Annotated in this window: 11 protein-coding genes and 1 pseudogene; 8 read left to right on the top strand and 4 right to left on the bottom strand. The window is 70.3% G+C overall.

What is annotated here, in order from left to right:
* Positions 1 to 302 precede the first annotated feature (302 nt).
* Together ACZ53K_RS30725 and ACZ53K_RS30720 are read left to right on the top strand one after the other, a co-directional pair.
* Positions 303 to 3,677, top strand: a complete 3,375-nt coding sequence (locus ACZ53K_RS30725) for an ALF repeat-containing protein (protein ID WP_468842879.1) — start codon at positions 303 to 305, stop codon at positions 3,675 to 3,677.
* A 94-nt stretch (positions 3,678 to 3,771) separates the two neighbouring features.
* A complete protein-coding gene (locus ACZ53K_RS30720) occupies positions 3,772 to 4,161 on the top strand; it encodes a hypothetical protein (RefSeq protein ID WP_468842877.1) in 390 nt (129 codons plus the stop codon).
* A 75-nt stretch (positions 4,162 to 4,236) separates the two neighbouring features.
* Here the strand turns inward: ACZ53K_RS30720 and ACZ53K_RS30715 are convergent, their stop codons facing one another.
* On the bottom strand, positions 4,237 to 5,022 hold the full coding sequence (locus ACZ53K_RS30715; protein WP_468842874.1) for an ArsR/SmtB family transcription factor: 786 nt from the start codon (positions 5,020 to 5,022) through the stop codon (positions 4,237 to 4,239).
* Positions 5,023 to 5,448: 426 nt separating this feature from the next.
* Here ACZ53K_RS30715 and ACZ53K_RS30710 point away from each other — a divergent pair, with 426 nt between their 5' ends.
* A complete protein-coding gene (locus ACZ53K_RS30710; RefSeq protein WP_468842871.1) occupies positions 5,449 to 7,137 on the top strand; it encodes an alpha/beta hydrolase in 1,689 nt (562 codons plus the stop codon).
* A gap of 127 nt (positions 7,138 to 7,264) precedes the next feature.
* Here ACZ53K_RS30710 and ACZ53K_RS30705 read toward each other — a convergent pair whose 3' ends face one another.
* The gene (locus ACZ53K_RS30705) at positions 7,265 to 8,008 is read right to left on the bottom strand and encodes a lysostaphin resistance A-like protein (RefSeq protein WP_468842869.1); all 744 of its coding nucleotides are present in this window, start codon (positions 8,006 to 8,008) and stop codon (positions 7,265 to 7,267) included.
* Positions 8,009 to 8,396: 388 nt separating this feature from the next.
* Between ACZ53K_RS30705 and ACZ53K_RS30700 the strand changes: the two genes are divergently transcribed.
* Positions 8,397 to 10,898: an NB-ARC domain-containing protein gene (locus ACZ53K_RS30700; RefSeq protein WP_468842866.1), complete on the top strand. Its 2,502-nt coding sequence runs from the start codon at positions 8,397 to 8,399 to the stop codon at positions 10,896 to 10,898.
* 61 nt (positions 10,899 to 10,959) lie between these two features.
* On the opposite strand, the gene ACZ53K_RS30695 is transcribed toward ACZ53K_RS30700, so the two are convergent.
* Positions 10,960 to 12,741 carry a hypothetical protein gene (locus ACZ53K_RS30695; protein WP_468842863.1) on the bottom strand — a complete coding sequence of 594 codons (1,782 nt, stop codon included), beginning with the start codon at positions 12,739 to 12,741 and terminating at the stop codon, positions 10,960 to 10,962.
* Positions 12,742 to 13,075: 334 nt separating this feature from the next.
* Here ACZ53K_RS30695 and ACZ53K_RS30690 point away from each other — a divergent pair, with 334 nt between their 5' ends.
* The 4 genes from ACZ53K_RS30690 to ACZ53K_RS30675 all read left to right on the top strand — a co-directional run bounded on the left by ACZ53K_RS30690 (position 13,076) and on the right by ACZ53K_RS30675 (position 16,253).
* Positions 13,076 to 13,231, top strand: a complete 156-nt coding sequence (locus tag ACZ53K_RS30690) for a hypothetical protein (RefSeq protein ID WP_468842860.1) — start codon at positions 13,076 to 13,078, stop codon at positions 13,229 to 13,231.
* 263 nt (positions 13,232 to 13,494) lie between these two features.
* On the top strand, positions 13,495 to 14,166 hold the full coding sequence (locus ACZ53K_RS30685) for a DNA alkylation repair protein (protein WP_468842857.1): 672 nt from the start codon (positions 13,495 to 13,497) through the stop codon (positions 14,164 to 14,166).
* A 334-nt stretch (positions 14,167 to 14,500) separates the two neighbouring features.
* On the top strand, positions 14,501 to 15,490 hold the full coding sequence (locus ACZ53K_RS30680) for a PI-PLC domain-containing protein (RefSeq protein ID WP_468842854.1): 990 nt from the start codon (positions 14,501 to 14,503) through the stop codon (positions 15,488 to 15,490).
* A gap of 166 nt (positions 15,491 to 15,656) precedes the next feature.
* On the top strand, positions 15,657 to 16,253 hold the full coding sequence (locus ACZ53K_RS30675) for a chemotaxis protein CheB (protein WP_468842851.1): 597 nt from the start codon (positions 15,657 to 15,659) through the stop codon (positions 16,251 to 16,253).
* Here the strand turns inward: ACZ53K_RS30675 and ACZ53K_RS30670 are convergent.
* A pseudogene (locus ACZ53K_RS30670) lies at positions 16,145 to 18,274 on the bottom strand (AfsR/SARP family transcriptional regulator). The gene ACZ53K_RS30675 and the pseudogene ACZ53K_RS30670 overlap by 109 nt on opposite strands.
* Positions 18,275 to 18,320 lie beyond the last annotated feature (46 nt).

The raw sequence follows: 18,320 nt of genomic DNA, 5'->3' as shown, positions 1-18,320 counted from the left end.
CCGGGCAGTCCGATCATAGAGACGTCAGATCCAAACACATCCCCTCACCCGGCGCTAGACACATAGGTCGGACATCGCCTGATGAAAGGGATCAAAGCACCTTTGTGCGCTTTCTCATTTCTTACTTAGGCATCTCCTGGTAGAAGAGCTCTGCTGTGCGTGCGTAGCGTTGCGGCGCGCCTGTCGTGTCCCTGCCGTAACCACCCGCGTCGACCCGGGACATGGCGGCGCCTGGCACACCTCTCCGTCTGGGGCGCCGCCATCGGTGGGCCATCTCCAGGCATCGATTCCGAAGGACCGTTTTGGACACCACTTTCTGGAGCCGGCGGCGCGTTGTCGGCGCCATCGCTGCCACCGCGGCCGTCGCTGCCTCGAACATGGTCCTCAACCCGGTGGCGGCCTGGGCCGACGCTCCGTCGAACGACGGTGATCCCCTGAACCTCCCCGACACCGACCGGGCGAAGGTGGTCAATGCATGGCTGCTGGGCGGCAAGGCCACCCGCGCGGCCGCGGAACTGGCGCTGATCGGCTCGGACGCCGATGTCCAGACCTTCCTGACCGTCGAACTGCCCGCGGCCACGGCGGAGGACAACCGCGTCGCCGTCTCGTCCTCCCTCGTCGGAGCAGGCAAGGGCACCCGCCGCGACGCCGGCGAAGCCCTTGACCACGGTGACGCCGCCATCTCCGACTACCTCAAGGGCGGCTTCAAGGCCGGCATCCTGGAAGACCTGCGCGTGGCCACCTCGATCGTGATGGCCACGGGTGACAAGGCCGTACGCCGGGAAGGCGGCGCCGCCCTGGACGCGGGCACCCAGGAGGCGTTCGAGGAGTACCTCGGCGAAGGCCAGTACACCGCCCGCCTGGAAGACGCGCGCTTCGAGGTGTCCACGCTCTTGGTGCAGGCGGGCCCGGAGGTGAAGAAGTACGCCTCGCGCGCCCTGGACGGCACGGCCAATGACGTCGAGTGGTTCCTCGACACCGGCCAGCACATCGCCCGCGCCCGTGACCAGGAAGCCGCCTCCATCGGGGAACTCGTCGCGGTCGTCGAGCGCGAGGGCAAGAAGGCCGACGCGAAGACGAAGCTGGCCGAGGAGGCCGCCAGTCGCGCCAAGACCGCCGCTGACGAAGCCAAGAGAGCAGCGGACAAGGCGGCGGTCGAGGCCAAGGCGGCCGAGAACGATGTGGCCCTGTCCGGCAAGGCGGCCCGTAAGGCCGCCGGGGCCGCGCACGATGCTGCCAACGCGGCCCGGATCGCCATCCGCGCTTCCCACGCCGCCGTACAGGCATCCCGCCGCGCCGCCTATGCGGCCACCGCGGCGAGCCATGCCGCGGCCATCGCCGGGTCCGCCGCCTCCGCGGCCTACCGGGCCGCCATCGCCGCCTCGAAGGACGCCTCCAAGGCATCGGCCGCCAAGAGCGCCGCCATCGCCGCCCGCGACGGCGCTGCCAAGGCACGCAGCGCGGCGAAGGCCGCCGATTACGCTGCCACCGCGTCGGCCCAGGCGGCCGGCGCCGGGGCCGCTGCCGCCTCCGCGGCGCGGAACGCCTCGGCCGCCGCGAACGCTTCCGCCACGGCCGCCACCGCCGCCGGCGCGGCACAGGCGCATGCGGCGGAGGCCAAGCGGCAGGCGCGGATCGCGAGCGCCAACGCCGCGATCGCCACCAACGCCGCCGGCACCGCACAGGCTCTGGCCAACGCGGCAGCGGCAGCCGCCCGTACCGCGCGCGACGCCGCGAACAGCGCCGCCGATCACGCGGAGAAGTCTGCGGAGGCCGCCGAATGGGCCGCCCAGTATGCGGGCCAGGCCGTCGATTACGCGAACAAGGCCACCGCCTTCGCCGACGAGGCCACCAAGGCCGCGAACGCCGCCACCGAGGCCGTGGACAAGGCGGTCGAGGTGGAGAAGCAGGCGCGGGAAGCCGAGTGGCAGCGCCTGGACGAGGACAAGAAGCAGGCGATGGAAGAGGCGCGTCTGCTCGCGCAGCTCGAAGAGCAGGAGCAGGCGGATCTCGCGGGCAAGCGCACGCTGGCCGAACGGACGGCACAGGCGACGAAGGACGCCATCGCCCAGGCGGAGTCGGCGCTGAAGTCCGGCAACACGGGCCTTGCCACCACCCTCGGCCGCAAGGCGGCCATCGCCCTGATGGACTCGCACGGCTCCTGGTCGCGGGAAGCCGCCCGGTTCGCCCTGTCCGGCACCGACGCCGACATCCACGCCTGGATCGACACCGACCGCCTGATCGCGCAGCGGCAGGACGACCGGGAGACCGTTCTCTACATCGCCCGGACGTCCACCCCGGACATCGCCGAAGCAGCGACCAAGGCGCTGCAGAGCGACGCCCCGGACGCCGCCACGACGTTCCTCGGCACCGGCGTCATCGAGGCCGCCCTGGACGACAACCGTGTCGCGATCGGCCGCGTGCTGGCCTCCTCCCCCGGCAAGGCGGTGAAGAAGGCCGCGAGCGACGCCCTGGACGACGGGAGCGCCAAGGCACTGCACGCGTTCTTCAACGACGCGTTCGAGGCAGCGCAGCAGGAGGACGAGTCGGTTGCGACCTCCACACTCATCGCCGGCGCGGGTCCTTACACCAAGGCTCACGCCCAGGTCGCGATGGAAGGCCCGGCGTGGATGCGCCGCAACCTCCTCATGTCCACCCAGTACAAGACCGCGCAGCTCGACTACGACTCCGCGACGCACATCGCCGCCATTCAGGGCGCGATCGCCGCCGCCGGAAAGATCGCGCACAAGGCGCAGGAAGCCGCCGGCCGTGCGCAGGAGGCGGCGGCACACGCCCGCAACAATGCCGCGAAGGCCTTGGAATGGGCGGACCAGGCGCAGAAGTCGGCCAAGAAGGCCGACGATTACAAGAAGCAGGCGGAGTCGAACGCCGACGCCGCCGAGCAGTCGGCCAAGAACGCCCAGCACTCGGCCGACAAGGCAAAGCAGGCCGCTGCCGGCGCCCGCACGGCCGCCCGCACGGCCAACTACTCCGCCAACGTCGCGGTGGACGCCGCTCGCCGCGCCGTGGCCTCCGCGAACTCCGCACAGTCCTCGGCCGCGTCCGCCCGCGCCTTTGCCCTCCAGGCCGGCAAGGACGCCAAGACGGCGGCAGTGGCCGCTACCCAGGCGCACCGGATCGCCACGACCAAGCGCAAGGCCGAAATAGCGGAGGCAGCCAGAAAGGCCGCCGAGGAAGCACGCCGGGCCAAGGAGGCCGGGAAAAACCCCGCCGACACTCCGGAGAACGACAAGACCGATAAGCTTCCCTGGGATATAAAGCTGGCGCGGGATCTGGCCAACTTCACCAATACTGCCAGCATCTTCACCGGTTTCTTTTCCGCTGGTTCCAGTTTCGCGGCCCTGATGCTCTCCATGACCCCCGCCGCTCCCGCTGCACCGTACGCAGCGGCCGTCGCGGAGTTCTCAGCATTCGCTTCCCTCGGTTTCAGTGCGCTCAACGTCGGCTTCACCGGTTACGGATACGGGCTGGGCAGCTCCGAGTTCAGGCAGTCCGTCGGGAGCGCCCTCCTGGGCCTGGTCACTTTCGGCCAGTCCAAGTGGATCGGAAAGCTCGCCGACTTCGAAGGCATCTCGAAAGCCACTCGAATCGGCACGAAGATCACTCAGATCGGTCACGACCTCATCTCGCCGATCACTGGCCTACTGGGCTTGTGACCTGCTCGCACTCCTGACAGATACGCTGCAGGAATACACCCGAGGGTCGGCGCGCACACCCCGCCGACCCTCGGGTACCGTCGAAAGGACCAGCGTGCTGGCACGACTCCCCCTTCCGTATCTGCTGCTGATGGCAGCTTGCGCCACTTTCATCCTCTGTTTGACCGTGGGTAGGACCTTGAGGGTGCGCACGGTGACACTGGCATGCTTCGCGGCTTCTTTCGCATGCTGTCTCGGCATGATTGTGGTAGGGCGACTTCAGTACCAGCATTGGAATGCCGAGCAGATGCTGGTCGTCTATTCCTTCGGATGGATCGGTCTCACCATCGGTCTGATCCCCGTCAGAAAACCGTATCTGAAATACGCCGAAGAGCGACGCCGTGGCATCACGAGGGAAAAATACGAGTACCCGAAATGGTACGCACTGGTGACACTCGCTTCGAGCACCTTCTTCGGTCTCGTAGGGTTCGCTTTCGCAAGGTGATGACGCACCACACACCTGTCGCGGGAATGACGTGACGCAGGGGTCGCCAAGACCAGGCCGAGGCCGGTGAGCGGATCAGACCCTTTCGAGGATCGTCTTCAGCTCGGACAGCATCATGGTCCAGCCGCCGCTGACGCCCTCGAGCATCTTGGAGTCGTCCGAGGTGAAGCCGTCGTGGGTGATGGTCAGCTTGACGCCCAGTTCCGGTTCCTCGGCCGGCTCGATGTCGAAGGAGACCTTCGAGCGCTCCTTGACGGCTTCGGTGAACTCCGCGTCGCTCATGCCGAACATCTTCTGGTGCATCGGCTGCAGCGTGTGCCAGGTGTAGGCGAGCCGCTTGCCGGGCTCCGACTCGGTGACGACCTGGCCGAGGTCCTGCGGCTCGCCGCCGTCCTCGACCGGCCACAGCACCTTCGAGCCGGTCTTCCAGTCGGAGGAGGGCGCGTAGCCGCCGTGGTACTGCTTCAGGAACTCCAGGCTGGTCAGCCCCTCCCAGAGCTTCTCGGGTGTGGTGTGGATGTAGATCGTGTAGACGAACTCGGGCTTGCTCATCGCCGTTCCTTCCAAGGTGTGCTTCAGATTGCTGAGTGCGGCCATCCGGCCCCGCTCGTACTGGCCTATCCAGCGGTCGGCGAGGTCGTGGATGGGTACGGGGTTGAGGTAGTGCAGCCTTTCCCGGCCCTGGCGGACCGCCGTGACCAGACCCGCGCCCTCCAGGACCGCCAGGTGCTTGGACACCGCCTGCCTGCTCATCTCCAGCCCCGCGGACAGCTCGCGCAGACTCTGCCCGGCCCGCTCGTTCAGCCGGTCCAGCAGCCGTCTGCGGCTCGCGTCCGCGAGCGCCTTGAATACCTCGTCCATGTCGTCCGACCCCCTCACCTCCAGATTGGCAACCCTTTGGTTGCCTGTCAAGCCGAGGGCGGCCGCGGTACGGATCGGACCGCGGCTCCCGGACGCCGCTGCCTTTTGGCCCGTCCGGCTATGGCTCCCTTCGCGCAGGCGCCCTACTGTCGACTGCAGACGGGGCAGGCCCCGGCCATGAAGTTCCGTACGCCGGCCGCCTGCCGTCGGAACGAGCCCGCGCACGCTCTTTCGCTCCGCACCGCACATGCCGCTCGGAGTACCGCTGCCGACGCGCTCGATCGCATCGTTTTGGTGGGATCGGTCGCGCCCCTGGTCCCGGTCCTGATCCTGCTCTTGGACCGGCACCGGCTTCGGTGGTGGCGTTGGGTGTTGTGTTGTCCCAGTGGGTCCTTGGGTCCTTGGGTCCTTCGGACGGAGGTAACCATGACGGAAGACACCTCGGGGGCGCCGGCAGCCCCGTCTCCGTCGCCGAAGCCCCGTCGTCGCCAGAAGCCGTTGTCCGTCACGCTCCCGGGGTGTTGGGGCGCGCTGCTGTTCGCCTGCCTCTCCTTCACCCCGTCGCTGCTCCCGCGCGGTGGCATCCTCCAGGGGCTGATCTGCGGCATCAACGCGGCCCTCGGCTACGCGGCCGGGGTACTCGCCGCGCGGATGTGGCGCGCGTTCGCCGATCGGGATCCGCGGCCCCCGAAGCGCAGGTCCTGGTCCGCCTTCTTCCTCGGCGCAGTCATCCTGTTCGGCCTCTTCTTCGGCTTCGGGCAGTACTGGCAGTACCAAATCCGCCGGCTGATGGGGGTGACTGACTACAACGTCCCGCTCGCCGTGGCATCGCCCCTCATCGCGGTGCTGGTTTTCTACCTCCTTCTGCTGACCGCGCGCGGCATCCGCAGCCTGTACCGCCGGCTCGTGCGCCTGCTCAAGCGCTGGATCGGGCCGCGTGCCGCGTCCGCCGTCGGCTGGACCGCCATCGCCGCTCTCGTCTGGGCGATCTTCACCGGGCTGCTGCTGGACGGCCTCGTCAGCCTCGCCAACGAGACCTTCTCGCTCCGCGACACGACGACCGAGGAAGGAGCACACCGGCCCACGACGACCCTGCGTTCGGGCGGGCCGGGCTCGCTCGTACCGTGGGACTCGCTGGGCCTCCAAGGACGCAACTTCACCGGCACCGGTCCGTCGGCGGCCGCCATCGGGAAGTTCACCGGCCGCCCGGCGAAGGAACCGGTCCGGTCCTACGCCGGACTGGCGTCGGCCGGCAGCGCGGAGTCCCGGGCCGCCAAGGCGGTCGCCGATCTGACCCGTCAGGGCGGCTTCCAGCGCAAGAACCTGCTCGTGATGACGACGACCGGCAGCGGCTGGGTCGACCCCGCCGCGGTGGACTCCTTCGAGTACCTCAGCGGCGGCGACTCCGCCACCGTCGCGACCCAGTACTCCTACCTCCCGTCGTGGCTCTCCTACCTGGTCGACCAGACCAAGGCCCGGGAGGCGGGCCGCGCCCTCTTCGACGCCGTGTACGACGCCTGGTCGAAGCTGCCGCCCGACCAGCGCCCGCGGCTGTTCGTCAGCGGGGAGAGCCTGGGGTCCTTCGGCGGTGAGACCGCTTTCAGCGGGGAGTACGACCTGCGCAACCGCACCGCGGGCACCCTGTTCGCCGGCCCGCCGGCCTTCAACACGCTGTTCCGGGAGTTCAGCGACCACCGTGACGCCGGCAGTCCCGAGGCCCAGCCCGTCTACAAAAGCGGGCGGACCGTCCGGTTCGCCAACGATCCGACCGCGGGCATCCCGCCGGCGGACCGGCCCTGGAACGGCAGCCGCGCCCTCTACCTCATGCACCCGTCCGACCCGATCGTCTGGTGGAGCCCGCGCCTCGTCTACAGCGAACCGGACTGGATCGGCCAGCATCCAGGCTCCGACGTACTCGAACAGATGGTGTGGCTACCGTTGGTGACTTTCTGGCAGGTCACCGCCGACCTTCCGTTCGCCACCGGTGTCCCGCCCGGCCACGGGCACACCTACACCACCGAATACGTGGACGCGTGGCACGCCGTCATGCGGCCCGCGGACGTCACTGCGCAGGACCTCGGCCGACTCAAAGACATCATCGGTGGTGATAAGTGACGGCGTATGCCGCGCGTCTCGGGGGGGGCGGCAGGGGGCGGGGACGGTGCGGGAACGCGCCCCCGGGTCCGGGCCCGGGCCGTCACCCCGGCCGGTCGCCGTAGTCCCGTAGTCTCGTATCGCGTAGTCACCGCAGCAGGAAGCCGGTCAAGTAGCCGAACGCGTTGGCCGCCCAGTGCAGACCCATGGGCGCCAGCAGGCTCCCACTACGGCGGCGCAGTTCGCAGAAGAGCACGCCCGCCGCCCCGGTGAACAGCACCGCCGCCGCCACGGCGACCGCCGCCCCGAGCGCGGAGCGGCCGAACAGCGGCGTCAGGGCCGGCTTGTCGGTCGCCAATCCCAGCGACGGCAGGACGTGCCACAGCCCGAACAACACGCTCGACACGGCCGTCGCCCACACCGCGCCCCGGGCCCGGCGCACCAGGCCGTACAGCACACCCCGGAAGGCGATCTCCTCCAGCAGCACCGTGCCGACCGGCACCGTGACCAGGACGCGTAACGCCACTTGGCCACCGGTCAGCCCGCCGTACCGCTCGTCCGCGAACAGGCCCCGGGTGACCGGCAGCAGCGCCGCCGCGGCGTAGCCCACGCCGACCAGCCCGATCAGGACCATCGCCCAGCCTGCGCCGCGCTTCAGCGTCGCAGCATCCAGTCCCGCATCCGCCCAGGTGCATCCGGCCCAGAACAACACCCCCAGCAGCAACACGCACACCACGACGGCAGTCAGCAGCCCGAATGACGGCGCCCATCGGCTGTTGACCAGGTTGGCAAGCGCCAGCACCGCCACAGTGATGCCGACGGCCACACTGGTGCTGATCGGCCGCGTCACGCGCACGGCGCCACCGGCCGATCCGATTCCCTTCCGACTCACGGCATGGTCCCGGTCTCCGAGAAGGCGGCCAACCGAGCACCGCAGGCGGTGTATCGGTCGCTCCGCACATCCTGCACCCGGCGACCGCCGCGGTCCACAGGTGCCGGTTGGCCGACCACGCGCCGGCTTTTCGACTCCCGGCTCTTCGGCTTCCGGCTTTCGGCTCTGCGACTCCCGGCTCCCGCCCCAGCGCGAGCGGCCCGTCCCGTTTTACGATCTTGGTCGATCGAGCGCAGAGTGATCCGGTGACGTGCTGCGCCGTCACACGTCCGTTCCCGGGCCGTATACGGCAAAGGTGACGGCGTGGGACGGGCTGGGCAAGGCCACGGGATCACTCTACGGTGGGACGGGCCGCTCCGTCGGGGCAGGCCGAAAACGAGGGGGTTGGGTGGAAGCCGAGTTGGCGGCGCTCGCGGCGTCGGGGGCGACGACTTTGGTCGGGCTGATGGTTTCGGAGACCTGGGGGCAGGCCAAAGAGCGAGTGAGCCGGTTCTTCCAACGGCGCGGTGCGCGCGGGGCCACCGACGAGGAACTCCAGGCCGCCGGGGACGAACTGGCGGAGGCCCGTGCGGCGGGCGACACCGGTGCGCTGGCAGAGATCGAGGCCGACTGGCGTCAGCGGATGCTCAGCGTGCTGCAGGCCGACCCGTCGGCCGTGGAGGAGCTGCGGAGCCTGCTCTCCGAGCTGGGGCAGGAAGCCTCGCACGTTTCCGTCAGCTCCGTCAGCGGTGGCGTGTACCACGGTCCGGCGTTCCAGGGCTCGCACATCCACGGCCCCATCACCTTCCACATGCAGCCGCCGCCCGCGCCAAGTCCCGTACCGAGTCCCGTTCCGGCCAGGCCGGACCAGGTACCGTCGCTGACCGTTGCTTTCGTCAACCGCACTGCGGACCTTGCCCTCCTGGACGGGTGCCTGCCCGGTGGTGGTGGCGGGAGCAGCCCGGCGCGCGTCGCGCTGGGAGTACTGGAGGGCTTGCCCGGCGTAGGCAAGACGGCGACGGCCTGCCGGTGGGCCGAGCGGTCCCGGCAACGGTTCCCGGACGGACAGTTGTACGTCGACTTCGGGGATTTGCGGGAGCCTGGCGGCAGGGGCGGTGCGGACGTCTCCGAGGCCGTTGCCATGTGCTTGAGGTCGCTGGGCGTGACCGAGGACTACATGCCGCGCTCGCTCGCCGAGCGCACCGCGCTGTTCCGGTCGCGTTCGGCGAGCCTGCGGATGCTGCTGGTGCTCGATGACGTCAGCGAGCCCGCCCAGGTCAGGGCCCTGGTTCCCAAGGGGCCGGGCAGCGTGGTGCTGGTGACGAGCCACGGAAGGCTCGGGGAGCTGGCCGCCGTCGACGGGGCCGCGCTGATCCCGCTGGAACCGCTGGACCTGGCCGGCGGCCTGGCCCTGCTGGCCGAACGGTGCGGCGAGCAGGCCGTGGCCGCGGAGCGACCGGCCGCCGAGCGGCTGGTCGAGCTGTGCGGCGGTCTGCCGGTGGCGCTCCACGTCGCGGCGGCCCGCCTCCTCACCAGCCGTCGGCTGAGCCTGGCATCGCTGGCCGCGGAACTGGACGACGAGAGCAGGCGGCTCGCCGGTCTGTCACTTCGAGGGGAGCATTCGGTGTCCGCTGTGCTCAATCCTTCCTACCGGCTGCTCCCACCGGGTGCCGCCCGCCTCTACCGTCTGCTGGGCTGGCTGCCCGTACGCAGCTTCGACGCGGCAGTGGCCGCGGCCGCAGCGGGCAGCGACACCGCGGGGGTGGAGCCGTTCTTGGACGTACTGGATACCGCCGGCCTCCTGGATGTGAGCGATGACGGCCGCTACCTCATGCACGACCTGGTGCGCCTGCACGCCCGCGAACGCGCTGTCGCGGAAGAGCCGGCGACCGAGGAGGCGGCGCTCGCCCAACGGGTCCTGATGCACTACCTGACCCTGACGGCCTTTGCCGACCGGGCCATCAGGGAGGACCGCCTGCGCATCGCCGACCTGTCCGAACTACTGGACCGGACACGCAATCCGTTCACAGCCGAGGACGGTCCGGCCCCGCTGGAGTGGCTGAAGACCGAACGCGCCAACATCCTGACCGTCCTGCGTACGGCCGCCCGGCAGCAACTGCACACGCCGACGTGGCAGCTGGCCGAGGCGTTCACGGTGCTCTTCCTGCATCAGCGGCACCTCGGGGCGTGGAAGGAGTCGCTGGAACTGGGAGCGGCAGCGGCAGCGGCCGCGGTGGTGCCGGCGGCCGAGGCCCGCCTGCGCAGCCTGCTGTCACGCCCGCTGCTGGACCTGGGCGAAGACGACCGGGCTCGCACGGAACTGGAAACCGCGGTCGCCTGTGCGGAGGTGTCCGGCCACCTCGTCCTGCGCGCATCCGTGCAGGAGTTCTACGGACGGTACTGGGACCGGGCCGACCCCGGGCGTGCCATCGGCGCGTACCGGTACTCCCTCGACCTGAACCAGCAGGCCGGCGAAGTACGGGGCGCGGCCATCGCCGCCTACTTCCTGGGCTGCGCCCTGGACGCGCACGGCGATCACACGGAGGCTCTGGCCACGCTCCAGCAGGCGCACCAGGACCTCCTGGACCGTGCGGACCGGCGGATGGCGGCGCGAGTGACGGCCGCTCTCGGCACGGTGTACGACCACCTGGGCGATCCCGACGCGGCTCTCCGTGCGCTCCACGAGGCTGCCCAGGTGCTGCGTACGGAACAGGCGACCCACTATGAGGCGCAGGCACTGGTGACCATGGCCGACATCGCGGAACGGACCGGCCGTGCGGACCAGGACACCGTGCACGCCTGCCTGACCCGGGCCCTCGAAATCCACGAGGCGGGCGGCAGCCCCTTCGCGCAGACGCTCCGGGAACGTCTGGCGCGTCTGGCGCCGCGTCTTGCGGTGGACGAAGAGTGACGCCCGCGCGGCAACCGGGCGGAGGAGGCAGGCGGCAGACAGGCGGCAGGCAGCCTCGGTTTCAGGCGGGCAGCCTCCCCAGTAGCTCGGGGTACGGCTTCGGGTGCGGCTTGGGGCGCAGGCGCAGTACGACATCCTCCTCGCGTGCCGTGCCGATCCGCAGCAGTACCGTGACGTCGTCGAGCGGGAGCTGGGCGCGCAGGCAGGTGTAGACGATGGCGGCAGGCAGCCCTGGGTCCAGGGCGGGGCCGGTCGCCGTGGTTTCCACGACTCGCCCGTCGCGGCACCCGACCAGGAAACCGCCGGAGCCTAGCGCCGTCGCTGCCAGCAGGCTGCCGGGCCACTGGGCGAGAGTGTCCTGTATCCAGCGCAGCGCCTCGATCGCGGTCGCGGCCGGGCATCGGCGCAGCAGGACCGAGGCGCTCTCGACCAGCCGTCGGTCACTCTCGTCGTCCCTGCAGGCCAGGTGGGAGAACGACACGGCGGCGGTTTCCGGTACGTCGCCGCCGAGGCCGGGCCCGGCACCGGGAAAGCGGCACACCGTGACCGCTGTCTGCCCGCTTGTCGGCACACCTGTCTGTCCACTTGCCTGTCCGCTCTGCTCGGTGGCAGTGGTGGTCACGCGCCACGATGTGACCTCGGAAGCCGGCGGCTCGGGAAGTGGCAGCATCCGCGCAGCAGGTGCGGAAGCAGACGGCTCGGGCAGCTTCAGCAGACGGTAGACGGCGGTACGGAGCCGGGCCAGCGCCTGTCCGGGCTCGGCGAACGCCTGCTCCGCAACCGCGGCGTACCGCTGCGGGGTGTGCTCACGCACGGCGTCATCGATCTGCTGCTGAAGACTTTCCTGCGGATCGAGCCGGGGTGCGACGCACGCCAGGGCGTGGATGGCGGTGCCCGGCACCGCGTCCTGGCCGAAGGCGGCCAGCAGCACCGGCTTGCCGAGCGCCGCCCCGTACATGGTCACCGAGCCGTGGTCGCCGACCACGACATCGGCCGCGACCAGCGCCGGCCGCCAGGCATGAACCGTCGGCATCAGCAGCAGCCCCGCCTCCAGTGCGGCGGCCTGTACGGTACGGACCTGCCAACCTCCGTGCGCCGCCCACACATTGGGGTGCACGATCGCTCCGACCCGATACTCGTCGTACGGCAGTTGCGCCAGAAGACGAGCAGGCAGCTCCGGCTCCGCGCCCAGCAGCGACGTAGGCCCCCAGGTGGAACTGACCACGACCAGGCACTGATCATCCGCCACCCCGAGCGCCTCTCGGTAGGCCCGGCGCCACGGCAAGCCGGCGGCGAGTTCGTCAAGGCACGGGTCTCCGACGAGCAGTGTGTGTCCCGCGGCCTTCGGGTGTGCGGCGACCAGCTGGTCTTCCTGGTCCGGGTGGGAAACGGCGAGCCAGGCACGCCCTGCTTCCAGCAACGCGTCCGGTACGACGCCGGACAGCCGGTCGCGGGAACTGCGCGAATCCGGCACGAACTTCTGGAAGCCCACGCCGTGCGGCAGCACCAGCACCGGGCAATCGCCCTCCGGCACATCGACGTTCTCGCTGGCGGAGAGGATCAGGTCGGGCGCGGCACTTTCCAGCTGGCCCCAGGGCATGACCCGGCAACCGGCAGCACGGAGCAGGTCGAGGACCCCGTCGTTGAAGGCGGAGGTGGGGTCGTGGGCGAACACGACGGTCACCCGGCTGTCGCCACGCAGGAGGGCGGGCAGCGCCTCAAGGACCCTGACGGTCGAGGTGACCGTGCGAGCGGTGACCACCAGGGTGCGCTCCCCCTGGAAGGTGCTCCACCGATGGGCGTCGTGTCCCACGGGCACGCGAAGCGGCCGGCTACCGTACATGGCCGCCGCTTCCGGACGCCCGGCTGCCGCTACACGTCAGGCGCTGTTCGCTGTTCGCTGTTCGCTGTTCGCTGTTCGCTGTTCGCTGTTCGCTGTTCGCTGTTCGCTGTTCGCTGTTCGCTGTTCGCTGTTCGCTTCTTTTATGTTACCCAGATCACTTTGCAAGTCGTACTGCAACCATTCAGTGGTTCCGCCAAGAGGACCCGTACACGGTAGCGAAGGCCGGACGAAAGGCCAGGGCGGCGGCGCAGTGGGCTGCGTGGGACGTACGGGGGCCCGTGCCGCCCGGCGGTCCCCGGCGGGCCGCTTCAGAGCGAAAAAATACGACGCCGGGATGGTGAGCGTTCGATATTTCCCGCGCAGGCAGGCCGCGCAAAACAGGTCGGAGATGGGCGGTGCCTGGCTGCCGATGAGCCTGGCCGCACGTCAGTACGGACGGCGGGCTCCGCAGGCCGGGGCCCTGCTGGCCGGACTCGCGCTGGGCGGCTGATTCGGGCAGGTAGCGAAGGCCGAGGAGGAGGGCCGCCAGGCCAATGGGCAGGTTGATCAGGAAGAGCCGCTTGCGGCCGTGGAGATCGCCGAGGCGGCCGCCGGTGATCTGTCGGCGTCAGCGGACACGACGCATTCCTGTTCTGCCGGACAGAAAGGGGAAAGGGCAGGCCGGACGTGCCCGACCGAAGAGGCCGGCCGTACGGCGAAAGGCCGGCTTTCGTCGTAGGCTGAGTTCTCGCGCGCGAGGGACGGGAGGCCGAGGTGGTCGAGACCGCGTTGGCCGACGTGCTGGCCGAGCTGGCCGGGCTGGCGGACCCGAAGACACGTGAGGTGAACGAGAGACACGGCGACGATCATGGTGTGCACCTCGGCAAGCTGCGCGCACTCGCGAAGCGGCTGAAGACGCAGCAGGAACTCGCCTGCCGGCTCTGGGAGACCAACGACACCGCGGCGAGGCTGCTGGCCCTTCTCATCTGCCGTCCGAAGGCGTTCGGGCGTGACGAGTTGGACGGCATGCTGCGCGAGGCGCGTACGCCCAAGGTGCACGACTGGCTCGTGAACTACGTGGTGAAGAAGAGCCCGCACGCAAAAGAGCTGCGGCCGGCCTGGTCCGCCGATCCGGACCCGGTGGTCGCGAGCGCCGGCTGGGCGCTCACCACCGAACGCGTGGCGAAGAAGCCCGAAGGCCTCGACCTCGCGGGACTGCTCGACACCATCGAGGCGGAGATGAAGGACGCCCCGGACCGCCTGCAGTGGGCGATGAACCACTGCCTGGCGCAGATCGGGATCGAGCACGCCGAATACCGCGCCCGGGCCATCGCCATCGGCGAGCGCCTGGAGGTGCTCAAGGACTATCCGACCTCGCCGGGTTGCACATCTCCGTTCGCGCCCGTCTGGATTACCGAGATGGTGCGCCGGAAGGACGGTACGTAGGAGGGTTCGCGCCCACACTCGTACCGCTGCTCCCGTACTCCCTCCCGTAGTTCCGTACTCCCGCACGCCCTCGGAACACGGCACCCGATACGGGCCGGCCGTGAGGAGCGGGAACGCGTGGCCAGAATGGCTGTTTGCCGCTGGAAATAGACCGATAACACATCACGAAAGCCGCGTCGGGCGGGATATTTTCGCCGCAGCTGGACGGCTTGTCGCCGTCACGTTTCACGGAAGAGGAGCGCCGTGGGGACAGCGGCGACGGAAACGGCGCGCGAAGGGTGCGGCGCCCGCTCGCCAGGGGCGCTACAGGACACCCACTTGAAGGAGAACCTTCTTGACCACTCATCTTCGACGTCGCTCCGGCCCGCGGAGGGTACTGGCGCTGCTGGCGGCGCTGTGCGCGATCGTCGGCGTCACCGCGGCCGGTACGGCACCGGCGGCAGCAGCCGATCAGCGTCACGCGATCTACGCCATCGCGCACCGGGTCAACACCCTGGACGGCGTGGACGCCGCGCTCAAGCACGGTGCCAACGCCATCGAGATCGATGTCTGTGCCTGGTGGAACCCGAACGAATGGCGCGCTTGGCACGACTGTTCCTCGGCCGGTGACAACCGGTACGGCACCAGCTTCGACAGCATGATCGACCGCATTGTCTCCAACGCCAACGCGGGGCGCCGGCTGGCGCTGGTCTGGCTGGACATCAAGGACCCGAACTACTGCGGAGAAGCCCAGAACCGTACGTGCAGTGTCGCCGGGCTCCGGGACAAGGCACAGCGGCTGACGGCTGCCGGGATACAGGTGCTCTACGGGTTCTTCGAGTACCACGGCGGCGACACCCCGGACGTCGGCGGCCGGGGCTGGAAGAGCCTGGAGCACAAGCTCGGCAAACTGGAGGGCATCACGACGACCGGGACCCGCGATCAGGTCCGGAACGCCTTCAACCGGTCCGGTTCCGGGTTCCCGAACGGTCGGCGGGTGATGGACTACGGCGACAACAACATCGGCAAGGGCTTCGGCAACTGCACGGAAGCCACCTACAACACCTGCGCGGAGCTGAAGAAGGGCGCCGCGGACCGTGCCGCCGGGCAGCTCGCGGCCACCCTGTCCTGGACGACCACCTACAACGATCCGTGGTACGTCGACAAACTGCTGGGCGATGCGCGCGTGGACGGCATCATCGCGGGTTACGGCAACTTCACCGGAGAGCACGAGTACAACGACAGCTGGCAGTGCGCCAACGCCATCAACCACATCCGCGACTGGGTGAACCGGCACGGTGGCAGTCACCGCATGGCCAACAGCGGTGACCGCCTCTTCAAGTAGCGCCGAGCCTCGGGCGCAGGCCGTGCCGCACCGCGCTGCCCTATAGGCACCTCTACGCCCCTTCGAGGGGACCTCGGGCCGTCGGCCGGAATTCCGGCCGACGGCTTTTCGGACAGTGACCGCCCGGCGGCGCCCGGTCGGGCAGGTCCGGGTCTAGAGTCGCGGTATGGCGACGCCGCGATGCATCGACGAGAGCTGCGCCGTGGTGACCATCGCCGCTTCGGCCGGCGGCGTGTTCGCGCTGCTGGAGCTGTTCGGATCCTTCGTCTCGGGGCCGCCGGTGCCGACGCTGGTCGTACAGCATCTGAGTCCGCGGCACCGCACACAGCTCGACACGATCCTCCAGCGGCGCACGCGGGTCCGGGTCACGATGGCCCGGGACGGCGAGCAGGCGGAGGCCGGGCGGGTCTACCTGGCGCCTCCCGACCGGCATCTGCTCATCGGGCCGGGCGGCACCATGGAACTGTCCGACACCGAGCGGGTGAACCGGGTCAGGCCCGCGGCGGACCGGTTGTTCGCCTCGGCCGCCGAATCGTACGGGGACGGCGCCTGGGCCTTCGTCCTCAGCGGAACGGGGCGCGATGGCGCGCTGGGCGCCCGTGCCGTCAAGGGCCGCGGTGGCACCGTGGTGGTGCAGGACCCGGATTCCGCCGACTATCCCGGAATGCCCGAGGCGACGCTGGAGACCGGTGCCGTCGATCTCGTGCTTCCCCTGCACTCCATCGAGATGATGATCCGTACGTTCGCCCGCCAAGGGCAATGAGTTGATGTACGCGGGCGGCCCGGCGAGTCGTACGTCGCCGCGCCGTCCGGAGCGTCGTTCCCGGCCCCTCCCCCGCTCTTCATGGCCGAGGCAGCCCCCGTCGCTGCCGTCCATACGGGGGCCGGAACCCGCTCCTGGAGGTGTGGATGGTGATCGTCTTCTTGCCGTCGGGGGTGCCGACAACGGCGAGGCGGGACCCCTGCATGCTGCCGCGCAGGTGCGCGCCGCCGGTCACCGCCCGGTCCAGTTCGAAGACGCCGAGGCCGTAGGTGGCGTGCGGCATCCAGTTGGCGCCCTCGGTGGACAGCATGGTCCACATCTCGCGGTGCTGGGCGGGCGGGAGCAGGCTGCCGGAGGCGGTAGCTGTCCCCGGCCCGTTCCACGAGGGACTTGTCGACCAGCGAACCGAGTACGTACGGGATGTCCCCGGCGGACAGCGCGCCGCCCGAACAGACCGCCTCGACGGCTTCGGGCCCGGTCGGGGCGGGGAAGACCGCCATCCGCCGTGCCGGCGTCCGCTCGTGGCCGGTCAGCAGCTCCCAGCTCCACCCGATGACCGCGTACAGGGTCCGCTGCCGCGGCTGCGCCGCCCTGTTGCCCGTGGACAGCAGCCGGAACCGGTCGTCGAGCCGCCGCGCGATCTGCTGGGCGCTCATCGACCGCAGCCGGGCCGCGGCCAGTTCTAGGGCCAGCGGCAGGCCGTGCAGCCTGCGTACCACCTCGCCCACCGCTCCCATCGTGGGCTCGTCGGGCGTGAATCCGGGCCGTACGGCCGCGGCCCGTTCGACGAAGAGCCGTACGGCAGGTGACGCGGCGGCCTCGGCCGGGTCAGCGCCCTGGGCGGGGAGGGGCAGCGGCCCGAGGCGGCAGAGCGATTCGCCCATGACCTCCAGCGGCTCCCTGCTGGTGGCCAGGACGGTCAGGCTCGGGCGGCGTTCGAGCAGGTGCCGTGCGAACTTCGCGACGGCGTCGACGACGTGCTCGCAGTTGTCCGGGACGAGTACGGCCTCTCCGCCGCCGAGCAGGTCGGTCACCTGGTCCAGCGGCTCCGTGCGGCTGTCGCCGGAAGGCCGTGGCGCGGTCGGGGTGCTGAGCGTGCCCAGTACCGCGTCGGCCACTCCGTCGTGCCCGCGCGCCCCGGCCAGCGGGACGAGCCACAGCCGGCCCTGCCGGTGGGCCCGGTGCATGGACGCCGCCTCCACGGCCAGCCGCATCTTGCCCACCCCGCCGGGGCCGACGACCGTGACCAGCCGAGACCTCTCCATCAGCCCGTCGGGCAGCTGCAATTCGCCGTCCCGGCCGAGGAACGAGGTCAGCCGCGCGGGCAGGTGTCCGGGTGCCGGGCCGGACCGTACGGCGGGCCGCTTCCCGTCGCCGCGCAGTACGGCGAGATGCGCTTCCCGGAGCCCGGTCGAGGGATCGACGCCCAGCTCGTCGGCGAGCCTGCCGCGTACGTCCTCGAACACGGCCAGCGCGGCGGACTGGCGGCCCGCCGCGTGCAAGGCACGCATACGCAGTGCGGCCTATCGTTCCCGCAGCGGGTGCTCTGCCGACGCCGTCTCCAGGTCGGCCAGGACCCCGGCGTGGTTGCCGAGCCGCAGCTCGGCCTCGCAGCGGTCTTCGAGCGCCGCAATCCGCAGGTCCTCCAGCCGGGCTCCGGCCGGGCCCGCGAACGGGGCCTCCCGCACATCGGCCAGCGCGGACCCCTGCCACAGCGCGAGCGCCTCGCCGAGCAGGAAAGCCGCCTCCTCGGGCGCCCCCGCGGCGAGTTCCCGCCCGCCCCGCGCCGCCAGCGCTTCGAAGCGGACGGCGTCCACGTGATCTTTCGGCACCGCGAGCCGGTAGCCCGCCCCCGTCGACTCCAGCACCCCGCCGTCGGGCAGGGCCTTGCGCAGCCGGTACACCAGCGCGTGGAGCGAGTTGACCGCGTCCGCGGGAGGGCGCGTGCCCCACAGGCCGTCGATCAGGGCGTCGGGCGTCACCAAGTCGCCTGCGGCCAGCGCCAGTCGGCCGAGCAGCATTCGCGGCCTCGCGCCCCCGACGCCGACCGGCGTCCCGTCGCCGTCG

This window comes from Streptomyces sp. NPDC033221 (assembly GCF_055577005.1).
The sequence above is the reverse complement of the archived record's forward strand: the minus strand, read 5'-3'. Positions and strand labels throughout refer to the sequence as shown.